Origin of the sequence: Xenorhabdus kozodoii (assembly GCF_002632875.1) — a bacterium.
GTDB lineage: Bacteria > Pseudomonadota > Gammaproteobacteria > Enterobacterales > Enterobacteriaceae > Xenorhabdus > Xenorhabdus kozodoii.
Genome location: NZ_NJCX01000006.1, coordinates 50733 through 64640 on the forward strand (window position 1 = coordinate 50733; position 13908 = coordinate 64640).

Sequence of the window (13908 nt, forward strand, 5' to 3'; positions counted from 1 at the left end):
GGCTTATTAAATAATTAAAAGCCACGGTTTGGCCAAACAGTAGGAACGGGCAATGCTAAAATTTATTTTACGTCGCTGCTTAGAGGCGATCCCGACACTTTTCATACTTATTACTATTTCGTTTTTTATGATGCGGCTTGCGCCGGGTAGCCCATTTACAGGGGAAAGGAAGCTACCGCCAGAAGTTATGGCAAATATTGAAGCGAAATATCATCTGAATGATCCTATTTATAAGCAATATTTCAATTACTTGATTCAACTCTCCAAAGGGGATTTTGGCCCTTCATTCAAATATAAAGATTACAGTGTCAATGATCTGGTTGCAGAAGCGTTGCCTGTTTCTGCTAAATTGGGATTTGCTGCCTTTATCATGGCGGTGATATTGGGTATCAGTGCCGGAGTGATTGCGGCTTTGAATCAAAATACAAAATGGGATTACACGGTCATGGGGTTTGCCATGACAGGCGTCGTGATCCCCAGTTTTGTCGTCGCCCCCTTATTAGTTTTAATCTTTGCCATTATACTCAAATGGCTGCCAGGAGGAGGCTGGAATGGCGGGGCGCCTAAATATATGTTGTTGCCCATGGTTGCACTTTCCCTCTCTTATATTGCCAGTATATCCCGTATTACCCGCGGTTCCATGATAGAAGTCCTGCATTCTAACTTTATTCGTACAGCACGGGCTAAGGGTTTGCCATTGCGAGCGATTATATTCCGTCATGCGTTAAAACCTGCTTTATTACCCGTTATCTCTTATATGGGGCCTGCATTTGTCGGCATTATTACAGGTTCAATGGTTATCGAAACGATTTTCGGTTTACCGGGTTTGGGGCAATTGTTTGTCAATGGCGCATTAAACCGTGATTACTCGTTGGTACTGAGTTTGACGATTTTGGTGGGGAGTTTGACCATCATGTTTAATGCTATCGTCGACGTACTGTATGCCGTCATTGATCCAAAAATTCGTTACTAAAATTGGAGCACGCAATGTTACTGAATAAAAAAAATAGCGAAGCTCTGGAAAATTTTTCTGAGCAACTGGAAATTGAAGGCCGCAGTTTGTGGCAAGATGCATTTCGTCGTTTTATACATAACAAAGCGGCGGTTACGAGCTTATGTATTCTATTCCTGGTCACATTATTTGTTATCTTGGCTCCGCTGTTGTCCCAATTTGCTTACGACGATACAGATTGGAATATGATGACGATGCCGCCGGATTTTGAATCCAAACACTATTTTGGCACCGATTCATCAGGGCGTGACCTGTTGGTACGTGTTGCCATTGGTGGACGTATTTCATTGATGGTCGGGATTGCCGCAGCCTTGATTGCCGTGTTATTTGGCACCTTGTATGGTGCAACGTCAGGCTATCTTGGGGGCAAAATTGACATGGTCATGATGCGCTTACTGGAAATCCTCAACTCCTTCCCATTCATGTTTTTCGTTATTCTTCTGGTGACTTTCTTCGGTCAAAACATCCTGTTAATTTTCGTTGCAATAGGCATGGTGTCGTGGCTGGACATGGCACGTATCGTCCGTGGTCAGACACTGAGTTTAAAACGCAAGGAATTCATTGAAGCCGCGTTGGTTGGTGGTGTTTCTACCCGTTATATCGTTTTGCGTCATATCGTGCCAAACGTATTGGGTGTTGTGGTGGTTTACGCCTCATTACTGGTACCTAGCATGATCTTGTTTGAATCCTTTTTGAGCTTCCTTGGCTTGGGAACCCAGGAGCCACTTAGCAGTTGGGGAGCGTTGTTAAGTGATGGCGCTAATTCAATGGAAGTGGCTCCGTGGTTGCTGTTATTTCCGGCAGGCTTTCTGGTAATGACCCTGTTTTGTTTTAACTTTATTGGTGACGGCTTGCGAGATGCCCTCGACCCGAAAGACCGTTAAGGAGAGCCTATGAATAGCGTAGAAACTTCGAAAAATGCTGGATCACTTTTATCGGTAAGAGATCTGAATGTCGTATTCAGCACTCCTGACGGCAACGTGACGGCCGTAAACAAATTGAATTTTGACTTACAGGCCGGAGAAACGCTGGGGATCGTGGGAGAATCAGGCTCTGGTAAATCGCAGACAGCATTTGCATTAATGGGACTATTAGCCAGTAATGGTTCTATCAGTGGTTCTGCCAACTTTAACGGGCGAGAAATCCTCAATCTGAAAGAAAAAGAGCTGAACCGGATGCGGGCAGAAGAGATCTCGATGATATTTCAAGATCCCATGACATCCCTTAACCCCTATATGCGAGTGGGTGATCAATTAATTGAAGTATTGATGTTGCATAAACGGATGAGTAAAAGCGAGGCTTTTGAGGAATCTATCCGCATGCTGGATGCAGTGAAGATGCCAGAAGCACGTAAACGCATGAAGATGTACCCACATGAGTTTTCTGGGGGCATGCGCCAACGCGTTATGATTGCCATGGCCTTGTTGTGTCAGCCTAAGTTATTAATTGCTGATGAACCGACAACAGCATTGGACGTGACCGTGCAGGCACAGATCATGACGTTGCTTAACGAACTGAAAAACGAGTTTAACACTGCCATCATCATGATCACTCATGACCTGGGGGTCGTTGCCGGCATTTGTGACAAAGTCTTAGTGATGTATGCGGGGAGGACGATGGAATATGGCACGGCGCGTGACGTGTTTTACCATCCTACACACCCATACTCCATTGGGTTATTGAACGCCGTTCCTCGCCTGGATGATGAGGAGGAAACGTTGGTAACCATTCAAGGTAATCCTCCTAACTTATTACGTTTGCCAAAGGGGTGCCCATTCCAGCCGCGTTGCCAATTTGCCACTGAGCATTGTATTCGTGAAGAGCCACAGTTGGAAAAATTTGGTATTGGGCGCTTGCGGGCCTGCTTTAAACGCCAGGAGGAATTAGCATGAACACAATCACTGAAAAACGTGTCTTATTAGAAGTTGATGACCTCAAAGTTTATTTTGATATTAAAGATGGCAAACAGTGGTTCTGGCAGCCGGCAAAAACCTTAAAAGCAGTAGATGGCGTTACCTTAAGGCTATATGAAGGCGAAACTTTGGGTGTGGTAGGCGAATCTGGCTGTGGGAAATCTACCCTTGCCAGAGCCGTTATCGGTTTAGTAAAAGCGTCTGGCGGCGCAGTCACCTGGCTTGGCCAAAACCTGCTGGATATGAATGACAAACAATGGCGGGATGTTCGCAATGATATCCAGATGATTTTTCAAGATCCTTTAGCATCACTGAATCCGCGGATGACCATTGGTGACATTATTGCAGAGCCATTAAGAACTTATCATCCCAAAATGAGAAATGGGGAAGTAAAAGAAAAAGTGCAAAAGATGATGATGCGGGTAGGTTTGTTGCCTAACCTGATAAACCGTTACCCCCATGAATTTTCTGGAGGGCAATGCCAGCGTATTGGCATTGCTCGCGCTTTAATTCTTGAGCCTAAGTTAATTATTTGCGACGAACCTGTTTCAGCGTTGGATGTTTCCATTCAGGCACAAGTTGTTAACTTGTTGCAGGAATTACAGCGGGAAATGGGGCTTTCCCTGATATTTATTGCACATGACCTATCGATAGTAAAACACATATCAGACCGCGTATTGGTGATGTATTTGGGGAACGCTGTAGAGCTAGGCACCTACGACGAGGTTTATCATAACCCGTTGCATCCATATACACGGGCGCTTATGTCGGCGGTGCCGATCCCTGATCCAGACAAAGAGCGCAACAAGCAGATTGAATTGCTGGAGGGAGAGCTACCTTCACCAATCGATCCCCCGTCTGGATGTGTATTCCGCACGCGCTGTCCAATGGCGGATGCCGAATGTGCCAAGACTCGGCCATTGCTTGAAGGAAGTTTTAAGCATGCGGTATCTTGCCTCAAAGTTGATCCACTCTAAATCATCATAGTAGTGAGACACTCAAATTTAGTATAACCCTTACTCCTCGCGCCGCGAGGAGTAAGGAAATGTCCTACCGTTTTGAAATCTTATTGAGTCAGTTATACGATGCGTTAACGTGACACTGTCACTAATCTAAATTCAATGCCCTCAATATGAGGGCATTATCGATTAGGGGGATATTATTCAGGCGGGTTGTGTGATTATTTTTTCCACAAAATCTGGCAGATAGGGTGGGATTTTTCTCGGCAGATCAAGACACGGGCAAAAATATCATCAATTTCGGCTTCATCTGATTCTGCCAAGCCAATAATGACTTCTGAAAAAAAGTCTGGATTCAGATCAAAATCAACATGTTTAAGCCAAACGCCTGAAGGTTCCAATAATTCAACGCCACCGCGTTCTTCAAATTGCAAATTGAACAATAAGCTATCAGCCGGATCGAGATTAGAAAGTGCTTGCTCCAAAAAGATATCGTAGGCGGTTTCAAGCGCTTCATCTTCAGTCATTCGGTTATTTAAATCTAATTGCATAGAATGTGTCGATTGATTTTCCATGATGTCATGTCCGAAATTAATCACAGGTTGAAATTAAAACATGTTCTGTATTGAATGAATACTTTTATCATGATGAAAATATTCATGTTGAAAAAGTGGCTGATCAATTTAGTTTCTGCCATGAATTATAAAAGTGGGCTAAAGAAGTAACAGATACGTTCAAGGACACGATGCCACATAGGGCGTTTTTCCCATTGATTGTTTGCCAGCAATGTCGAACGCATAATGTAGTCTTGTTGAACCAGTGTTAAATCACGGCCAAAGTGTTCATCGTCAATTACAACCGTAATTTCAAAATTCAGCCACAAGCTCCGCATATCTAAATTGACAGAGCCGACCATACTGAGCTGCCCATCGACTAAAACACTCTTGGAGTGTAACAATCCATCTTCAAATTGATAAATTTTCACGCCGGCTTCCAGTAATTCTGAAAAAAATGCACGGCTAGCCCAGCGAACAAGAAATGAGTTGTTTTGGATTGGTACAATGATACTGACATCCACACCGCGCATAGCCGCAGTGCAAATCGCGTGCATTAAATCATCACTGGGAACAAAATAGGGCGTGGTAAGAATAAGCTGATTGCGGGCAGCAAAAATAGCCGTCATTAAGGATTGTTGGATCAACTCATCCGGGAACCCTGGCCCGGAGGCGATTACTTGGGCTGTATGTCCTCTGGTTTGTTCGAAAGGCATGATGACACTATCCGGTGGAGGAGGAAGATGGCGCTGCCCTGTTTCCATTTCCCAGTCAAAAGCATAAATGATCCCCAATGTTGTCGTCACTGGGCCTTCCATTCTCACCATGATGTCGACCCATTGACCGACGCCTGCATCTTGTTTAAAAAAACGTGGGTCAACCATATTCATACTGCCGGTGTAGGAAATAAAGTTATCAATTAGAATAATTTTTCTATGCTGGCGTAAATCCATGCGCCGCAAGAATAAACGGAAGATATTAACTTTTAACGATTCGACAAATTTAATTCCCGCTTTTCGCATAATATCAGGATAAGGGCTGCGGAAAAATTGCCAGCTTCCTGCCGAATCTACCATGATCCGACAGTTAACGCCGCGTTTGGCCGCGCGCATCAGGGCATCAGTGACCTGATCAACCAGCCCTCCAGACTGCCATATATAAAACACCATCTCGATATTGTATTTGGCGTTTTCAATATCATGAACAATTGCTTTTAGCGAGTTATCATAGGATGTCATTAATTGCATTTTATTGCCTCTGACACCTTTGATCTTTTGTCGACGCTCGCATAGCTGAAACAGCGGGGTAGCCACTTCACTGTTTTCATCGGCAAAAATTTGCGGGGAATTCCTGAGTTCTGCTAACCACTTGGATACAGATGAACGCATTTGTCTGGCTTGCTCAACCCTGCGTTTGCCAAGGTGTAATTCGCCGAATGACAAATAAGCAACAATCCCAACTAAAGGAAAAATGTAAATAATGAGTAACCACGTCATTGCTGATGTTACAGGGCGCCGTTTTATCAAAACTCGGATGGTGATACCGGCAATAACTAACCAGTAGAAGAAAATCGCCAACCAGCTCAGTACAGAGTAGAAAGTTGTCATACGTGGCAATCAATCCTGTTTATTTGAGTATTTTATGCGGTCATTACCGCAAGTTTCCAGAAATTTGGGGGAACTATCAACTTAATATTATTAATTGAACAGAAAGCAATTTTAGCAAAAAAGGGCTAACTATGATAAATCTCATTACTATTTAGTTAATTACTTTGACTCGTGGGCTGTATGCAATATTTGCAATTTGATACGAATTAATCATGAATGATTTATCATAGTTATTAAATGGATGATTTCTTAAAATGCAACTACTATGCCAGAGCCACGAAGTCGATTGGCAATTGGTTGACATTACTGATAGTGACGATTAAGAATAATGTTATTCACTCAATGAAAGATCAGGAATATCTTATGAAACGTAGTAGAAAAGAAGTCGGGCGCTGGAGAATGCTTCGCCAAAGTATCTGTCGTCGCCGTCGCTGGTTGGAAGGGCAGTCACGCCGTAACTTACACATCTATGCACTGCGTAAGGCTGATGCCTATAAGCGTCGTAGATCGATTCTATTCATCCAAAATATCGAGTGGATTTAGTCGTATTGGCGCTGATTCGTTAGCGAAACGGCTTTGAATCTTGCAATATTCGGTGCTGGATGACCGAAGAAAAACGCTTCTGTCTCTGGCTGACTCACTTTTCAGAGGAAGGATTTACGGTCAATGATATGATCGATATCGCTGCCACTGGCAAATAGATCTGTTGTTCAACATGCTGAAATCGCACTCGAATTGGTAAGGTTTCAGCACGAAGAACACCTTGTTAGCGACAGAACGAATTTGATCCCGTTTATTGGTGATGTTGTTCGGCAAAGGCTATATATGATAAATAAAGTACATGCATTTTTCTTATGAATTGGTGGGTGATTTACATCAGGCCTAATTTATATTAAATATAATTTCTTATGTTGTTATCATTCGCTTAGAGAGAAGGTTTTATTTTCTGCTTACTTATGAATGACGTAAATAAAACAACTCAGTGGTTGCTTTTATTTTTATTTAAATAAAATTATGGATTTTTTTCTATGAAAACATAAGAGTAAAATATATTTATAATATAACTCACTGGAAGGTAAATTATGCGGGCATCAGTCAGGTAGTAAGAGGAATATTCCCATCTGCCGCTAGAAAATCTAACAGTTTTGGCTATATTTATATTGTAAAGGTAATGGTGTTTACGTATTCATCTCTCCATTCATAATGGATGGGGAGGATGGGAGAATATAATTATAGTTAAGTGTTTTTTCAAAACTCATAAATTCCATTAATATAGTTTGTTAAAATTTAATACCATGGACTTTATTTATCAGCCAAACGATAGCGTGCAACTATATATTTTTATTTTGTGTTTATAAGCTCTTATTCTAATCACGATGATTAGCCAGAAAATGATGTGATATCACTTATAGGAAAAACATATGAACAAGATTAAAGAAAATAAACAACCCTTACCCTGGCATGGGGTAAGCAAGTTGGAAATAAAGCTGCGTCAGATAAGTCATGGGGCTAATATCTTTGCTAACGGAAGACATAGGGTAGTTGTCGATGTCTATATTCAAGGAACTGATGCTAAGGGTGATAAAATATTAGTTCCAAGAGATGTTCTGTTTCTGCATACGGTGCTTATTGATTATAATACAGGAGAGCCACTTACCTGGCAGGCAGGCATAAATGATGATTTTACATGGTCTTATACCGATGAACCTAATGAATTTACTATAAAGCAGGAGCTTTCATCTACTAATAATAATGTAGAAGAATATGATAGTTACAATTTAAGCATGGTGAGCTTTTATATATACTGTTCACCCGAAACAGCAAATGGGTTCAAACAAGTCGCTGCATTAGTCACGGCACCTGATGGCAATGAGTACTCGTCAGCCTATGGAAAAGACTATGATTCATTTATCCAACTTAACTCAATAAGTGAAATAAATTATAAATACGAGGAGTTAGGGATCGAAAAGGATAGTAGGCCCATCGCTGAACATATTGCAGTTACCCATAATGGTAGTGATATTGGTTGGGAACAATATAATACCTATGTCACACTGAAACCAAATTATCTTTATGATAAGGATGGAAAACGATATATTTTAAAATACGATTGTTTTTTTAGACAAACCAATGAGCCTGCTCCTGTCGATACAGTTCACCAGCTTCTTCATGATGCTTATTCCTCTATATATCTTACTTTTTATTATGCACATTTCCTTTGGTCTATGGGGGAAAAAAAGACGGTTTCTGTAGGCCAAACCAATTGGTTTGGCCTACATATTGATCAAGATATACATATTGAAATTAGGCAAAAATCTAACGCCATTTGTTTTACTGTCATATCGACTTCGCATTATCATCATCCGATAGTTCAGGAAGATTTATTGGATTTATATATTATTCTTTATGACCAATATGGAAATACAGGTGCATTTTCGATAGAGTCAAACTATAAGAACGATTTCGAAAAATACGAAATTCATCTTAAAAATTATAACCCATAAAGATATTAAAGAATGAATCTGAAATAGCGACGGCTTAAAAAACGAGGATGTTAACGTTTTTTATATCACATTGTTATCAATCACCGCCGTGAATTTCCCCTGAATATCCGCCTGTTATGACATGGGAAAAAATATTTTTTTCCATAAAATAAAAGAGAGGCGCCAAAATGCAAAATGATTTTTTCTCGCACGCCCACAATTTCCAGAGTGCCGCCCTGGGCAGTGTTGACCCGCGGACGGGCCTGTTTACGTACACCCTGCTGGTGGCCCAGTTAGCCGGCAGCCATCACCTTGGACCCGCCCAGACACTGGCGCTGGCGTACTCCCCGCTCAATACCGCCAACCGGGGTTTTGGCCGGGGCTTTTCCCTGGGGCTGACCCAGTATGACAGCCAGCAACGGCTGTTAAGCCTTTCAACCGGCGAACGCTATAAGGTGGACGAGTATGCGGATCGCGTCTACCTGAAACAGTACAAGCAGGATGGGGTGCGGTTTGAAAAGGATGTCGCCCAAAATGTCTACCGGGTGATCCACAAATCGGGGACGGTGGAGGTGCTGACCGGGCCGGACAATGCCTACCGCCTCAAGGTGCCGACCCAGATATTGACCCCCCTCGGCCATTTCCTGACGCTGGACTGGGCGGCCGAATTCGGCGGCGCCCTGCACCTGACGACCCTCACGGATGACACGGGGAAAGTATTGCTAACGGTGCACTATGAGCGCGGCAGTTATACCCGCTTCATAGTCTGGCCTGACACAACAGAAACCTATGCAATCCGGTTGTTATTTGAAAACGATGCGGTGACCCGGGTGGAAAAAGATCCCGACACCGACCACACGCTGGCCTGGTCGCTGGGGTATGACATCGACAACCGGTTTTTAACCCAGATCACCGCCCCGACGGGGCTGAGTGAGCAGGTGATTTATGACTCGAACGGCCACCGGTTTCCCGCCGGCGCCCCGTTGTCTGCCCTGCCGTATGTCACCCGCCACACGCAGTCGCCCGGCCACGGCCCGGACATTGTGCGCACCTACCAATACACCGTGGCGAACTTTCTCGGTTACGGGGAGAAGGGGCACTGGCAGCCGGACGAAGACTTTCTCTATGGGGTGCTGAGCGATTACCAGTATGGCTCGACCGAGCACTGGGACAATGGCACCACACAGCGCCATATCACCCGCCGCTACAACAAATACCACCTGCTGGTGAGTGAGACGACGGAACAAAATGGCTGCACGCGGGCACATGTGACTGACTATTATGCCCAGGTGGGCCGTGCGTTTGACGACCAACCACCGCAGTTCCAGTTGCCGAAAACGGCCAGCATGAGCTTCAATGACACCGTTGTGGAGGTGATTCAGACCGAGTTTGATGCGGCGGGTAACCCCACCCGGCAGGTTGCGCCGGATGGCACCCGTACCGACTGGGTGTATTACCCGGCGGCGGGGGAAGCCGGTGGCTGCCCGGCCTCACCCCACGGTTTCGTGCGTTTTGTCAAATCTAAAACCGTGACCCCAGGCCAGCCGACCCCGGCCGACGGCTACACGGATGCGCCGATCCACCAGGTGGTCTATCGCTACGAGGCGCTGCCGACCCTCCCCGGCGCGCCGGCACCCCATGCCGTGGTCTGCACCTATCAGGGCCGCTATAGCGCCGGCCGGTTACTGCATGAAAGCCGTCCCCATTATACGAATGACACCCATTCCCCCGATCATGGGCGCATTTATCGCGTGGAGGAGACCGTCTATGCCCTGGACGGGGCGGGGACATGGCAAAGCCACCAGACGTTCCGCTATACCCTGGCGGGGGAGGCGCTGGTCAAACACACCGAATGGACGGGGCATGACCAGTTGAGCCTCACCAGCCAGCGCCGCCAGTCGCAGGTGAGCGGCAAGCTCTGGCATGAAACGGACGCCCAGCACTGCACCGCCCGCTATGACTATGACGCTTTCGGGCGGATCGCCGCCCAGACCCATAATGCCGACACCGACTACAGCCAAAGTGAGCACTATGACTATGCCATTGAAGGGGCGGGGGCGATCACGACCACCAAAACCGACGTGTGGGGTAACCAGGCGCGTTTGCGCCTGAATGGGCTGGGGCACCCCTGCCAGAAAGAGATATGCAGGCAGGGCGAACCGGAATGGCAATTATTGTCAGATACCGGGCGGGACGGTTGGGGGCGGATTGTGAGCCAGACCCAGTATGACTGGCTGCCGGTGGAGCATGACCCGGACCCGGCCACTCGCCAGTTGACGCGGGTGGCCACCCGCCAGCGGCTTGAATACGATGACTGGGGAAAACTGCACCGGATTATCCGCGGGACGGGGGAAACCCTCCTGTACGATTACGATCCGGTCAACCGGACGGAGCAGATCACCCGCCAGGCCGGGGGGGTGAATTTTAGCCGCTGCACCGTGGCCTATGATCTGCGCCACCAGCCGGTCACGGTCACCCGCTATGATAGCCAGAGCCGGCAATACAGCCAGCAGCACAGCGATTACGACGGTGGGGGGCGGCTGCGGGCTACCGTCGACGTATTGGGGCAGAAGACCGAATACGGTTACGATGTGCTGGGGCGTTTGTCGACGATAACCCACGCTGACGGGACGGTGATCCGCAAAACCTATGCCCCGTTTACGACCAGCAGCCTGGTGACCCAGATTGCGGTGGACGGCCAGGTCGTGGGGAGCCGCTGTTTTGACAGCCTGCACCGCCTGGTGTCTGTCAGCAGTGGCGGGCGGACGTATCACCTGGCCTATCAGGGGACGGCGCCCTATCCCAGCCAGATCACCGATCCACGGGGGCAGACGGTGCAGTATGACCATGAGCCACGGCTGGGGAATGCCCTGCTCCGGGTGGTGGCGGGCGACCTCCGGCAGCATTTTGCCTACGATAGCAAAACCGGGAAGCTGGCCGAGGCCCGTGCCGACGGGCAGGCCACCCGTACCCTGGGGTATACCGCGGCCGGCCGTTTGCAGCAGGAAACCTGCCGTTTTGACGATGCCGGGGCGGGGGCAGCCCGGTCAGCACATTATACCTACTCCCCGGCCGGCCGGCTGACGGCCTACCAGGATGTGACAGGGAAAACCACCCGGATCAGTTTTGATGGCGATGGCCGCCCGGTGGCTGCCCGCGATCCCGACCTCGACATCGTCTTAACCTATGATGCGGCCAGCCGGGTCCAGTGCTGGCGGGTGGTGGACAAGCAGGGCAAGCGCCTGACCACGGCGCGGGATTTTGATGATTTTGGGCGCGAAACCCGGCGCGAAATCCAGACGGAAAATGACACGCTGGTGCTGGCGCTGACGTATACGGTCAACAACCAGATCGCCTCGCGCACCCTGCATTCCCGGCAGGCCGGACTGTTATGTGAGGAAACCTATGCCTATGACCCGGCCCGTCACTGGCTGACGGAATACACGTGCACGGGGGCGGAGCGGCCGCGTGACGCTTACGGGGTGAGCCTGTCCCGCCAGCATTTTACCTATGACCGTTTGGGGAATATCCTGGCCTGCCTGACCACCCTGGCTGACGGCAGCCAGGATACGGCCACCTTCAGTTACTCGTCGGCCGACCCCTGCCAGTTGCAGCGTATTACCCATAGCCACCCGGATTACCCGGCCACCCTCACCTTGTTGTATGACGCGGCGGGGCGGTTGGTACAGGATGAGGCCGGGCGTCAGCTCACCTATAACGCCCTGGGGCGGCTGGCTTCGGTGCATCTCGGTGACACGCACAGCGCCTACAGCTATGACGCGGCCAACCGGCTGGTGCTGCAACAACTGGGGAACGACTGTAACCGGGAATTGTATTACCAGGGGGCGAGCCGGGTGACGGAAATTCAGCGTGAAAGCGGCCAGGCGACGCGGTTGTTGCGGGCGCAGGGGGAAACCGTGGCGGCCCTCACCGGGGACGGGCGATATTTACTGGGTACGGACAACCAGGGCAGCGTGCGGGTGAGTCAGGCGGAGACGGGGGCGGAAACCCGCTACCGCTACGCCCCGTATGGGCAGCAGGCGGAAGCGGAAAGTAACCCGGATCTGCCGGCCTATCAGGGCGAACGCCTGGATGCGGTAGGGGGCGTCTACCACCTGGGGAACGGATACCGAACGTATAATCCGGTGCTGATGCGGTTTACTGCCCCCGACAGCCAGAGCCCCTTTGGGGCGGGGGGGCTGAACCCGTATGCCTACTGCCTTGGCGATCCGATCAACCGCAGCGACCCGACGGGGCATTTCAGCCTGGGGGGGCTGCTGGGGATTATCGGGGGCGCCATCGGGCTGGTGATTGGCCTGGCACTGGCCATTCCCACCGGCGGAGCCTCGCTGGCGGGGGATGCGGCCATTCTGGCGGGGCTGGTCGCTGATATCACGGGGATAATCAGTGGCGCGCTCGAAGACAGCAACCCCCGCGTCTCGGCCATTCTGGGCTGGGTTTCGATGGGAATGGGGGCGCTGACCCTGGGGGCGGGTGCTCTGGGCGGCCTCGCCCGGGGGGGACGGCAGCTAAGCCGGCCGGCGGTGCTGGAGGGATTCAGTGAAGGGTTTACCAGCGGCGAGCCAAGGCGGATGAACCTGGCCTCCCCGCCGCCAGAAGTCACTGCCCCGCCAGATACTGGAAGTGGATTCCGGGGAAGTAGTAGTGATTATGTCATCGCGTTTAGGCGTGCTATGGATGAAGGGAGGATTAGCCGGGTTGAAAATCCAGTTGGGGGTGGGACTTATACGGTAGGACTCGAAACTCAGGGAATATTGCCGGCAGGGGGAGAAGTGCAATACTTGAGAAGTGCTTTATTTAGGTCAAGAGGGGACGGCTCCACAATAGAAATTATTGATAACATCGTTCCACTCAGCGATGGAACTCAACAGCCAATAAATATCGGAAATGAAGATCTTGAAATGTTATATCTGCATTTTATTCATACTAGCATATTAAGTAATCAAGAGAATGATTCTATTATTACCTCTATCAATAATATTCGCTTTTATCTTAGTTCTCACATGTCTAGGGGGGTTGAATTGAGTGCTGAAACAATAAGTAGGATACAAAGTACATGGATTAATGCCGCATTTTCTAATTTTAATGCAAATGAATGGTTATACACGACACTACGATTCTTAAGTCCCGATTTAAATTTCCCACAGGATATCATGTTAAATGATAATGCATTTCAATTTTTCAATCAGAATATTATCCCAAATATCAGGAGGTTAAGGGGTGGTTAATGGTTTAATGTTTTTTATCTCTTTACTGCGTAGGCCGATCTATGATCGGCCTTTATTGATAAAAACTTTCTGTATATGCAATCTGGTCAACCAAAGCAGCACCATGAAAGAGACAAGTCAAGCATAGATGT

The 13908-nt window shown here is 48.1% G+C and carries 9 protein-coding genes; 7 read left to right on the forward strand and 2 right to left on the reverse strand.

The features are described 5' to 3' along the window. The first annotated feature begins 52 nt into the window (after nt 1-52). From oppB to oppF, 4 genes are read left to right on the forward strand one after another with little or no spacing between them, the layout of a single operon-like run. Nucleotides 53-973 (forward strand): oligopeptide ABC transporter permease OppB, encoded by a 921-nt coding sequence (oppB, locus tag Xkoz_RS05200; protein ID WP_099141161.1) that lies wholly within the window; start codon nt 53-55, stop codon nt 971-973. A 14-nt stretch (nt 974-987) separates the two neighbouring features. Beyond that, entirely contained in the window at nt 988-1896 is a 909-nt protein-coding gene (gene oppC / locus Xkoz_RS05205) for an oligopeptide ABC transporter permease OppC (protein WP_099141162.1), read from the forward strand. A gap of 9 nt (nt 1897-1905) precedes the next feature. Continuing rightward, nucleotides 1906-2904: an ABC transporter ATP-binding protein gene (gene oppD, locus Xkoz_RS05210; protein ID WP_099141163.1), complete on the forward strand. Its 999-nt coding sequence runs from the start codon at nt 1906-1908 to the stop codon at nt 2902-2904. Continuing rightward, nucleotides 2901-3902, forward strand: a complete 1002-nt coding sequence (gene oppF / locus Xkoz_RS05215) for a murein tripeptide/oligopeptide ABC transporter ATP binding protein OppF (RefSeq protein ID WP_099141164.1) — start codon at nt 2901-2903, stop codon at nt 3900-3902. The genes oppD and oppF overlap by 4 nt, the downstream gene beginning before the upstream one ends. Before the next feature lie 203 nt (nt 3903-4105). On the opposite strand, the gene Xkoz_RS05220 is transcribed toward oppF, so the two are convergent. Together Xkoz_RS05220 and cls are read right to left on the reverse strand one after the other, a co-directional pair. After that, a complete protein-coding gene (locus Xkoz_RS05220) occupies nt 4106-4435 on the reverse strand; it encodes an HI1450 family dsDNA-mimic protein (protein WP_167386563.1) in 330 nt (109 codons plus the stop codon). A gap of 149 nt (nt 4436-4584) precedes the next feature. Then, nucleotides 4585-6045 (reverse strand): cardiolipin synthase, encoded by a 1461-nt coding sequence (gene cls, locus Xkoz_RS05225; RefSeq protein WP_099141166.1) that lies wholly within the window; start codon nt 6043-6045, stop codon nt 4585-4587. Nucleotides 6046-6408: 363 nt separating this feature from the next. On the opposite strand from cls, the gene Xkoz_RS05230 reads away from it, so the two are divergent. The 3 genes from Xkoz_RS05230 (at nt 6409) to Xkoz_RS05240 (ending at nt 13777) form a co-directional block, all read left to right on the forward strand. Next, nucleotides 6409-6588, forward strand: coding sequence for a YciY family protein (locus tag Xkoz_RS05230; RefSeq protein WP_099141167.1), 180 nt, complete (start codon nt 6409-6411; stop codon nt 6586-6588). An 878-nt stretch (nt 6589-7466) separates the two neighbouring features. Continuing rightward, complete coding sequence (locus tag Xkoz_RS05235; protein WP_099141168.1) at nt 7467-8549, forward strand: hypothetical protein; 1083 nt, start codon at nt 7467-7469, stop codon at nt 8547-8549. A 167-nt stretch (nt 8550-8716) separates the two neighbouring features. After that, nucleotides 8717-13777: an RHS repeat domain-containing protein gene (locus Xkoz_RS05240; protein WP_099141169.1), complete on the forward strand. Its 5061-nt coding sequence runs from the start codon at nt 8717-8719 to the stop codon at nt 13775-13777. The last annotated feature ends 131 nt before the right edge of the window (nt 13778-13908 follow it).

Bases quoted from the DNA above. Each gene is read 5' to 3' on its own strand.
- Xkoz_RS05235 (WP_099141168.1), top strand. From the start codon at position 7,467: ATGAACAAGATTAAAGAAAATAAACAACCCTTACCCTGGCATGGGGTA.
- oppB (WP_099141161.1), top strand. From the start codon at position 53: ATGCTAAAATTTATTTTACGTCGCTGCTTAGAGGCGATCCCGACACTT.
- Xkoz_RS05240 (WP_099141169.1), top strand. From the start codon at position 8,717: ATGCAAAATGATTTTTTCTCGCACGCCCACAATTTCCAGAGTGCCGCC.
- Xkoz_RS05220 (WP_167386563.1), bottom strand. From the start codon at position 4,435: ATGCAATTAGATTTAAATAACCGAATGACTGAAGATGAAGCGCTTGAA.
- oppD (WP_099141163.1), top strand. From the start codon at position 1,906: ATGAATAGCGTAGAAACTTCGAAAAATGCTGGATCACTTTTATCGGTA.
- oppC (WP_099141162.1), top strand. From the start codon at position 988: ATGTTACTGAATAAAAAAAATAGCGAAGCTCTGGAAAATTTTTCTGAG.
- Xkoz_RS05230 (WP_099141167.1), top strand. From the start codon at position 6,409: ATGAAACGTAGTAGAAAAGAAGTCGGGCGCTGGAGAATGCTTCGCCAA.
- oppF (WP_099141164.1), top strand. From the start codon at position 2,901: ATGAACACAATCACTGAAAAACGTGTCTTATTAGAAGTTGATGACCTC.
- cls (WP_099141166.1), bottom strand. From the start codon at position 6,045: ATGACAACTTTCTACTCTGTACTGAGCTGGTTGGCGATTTTCTTCTAC.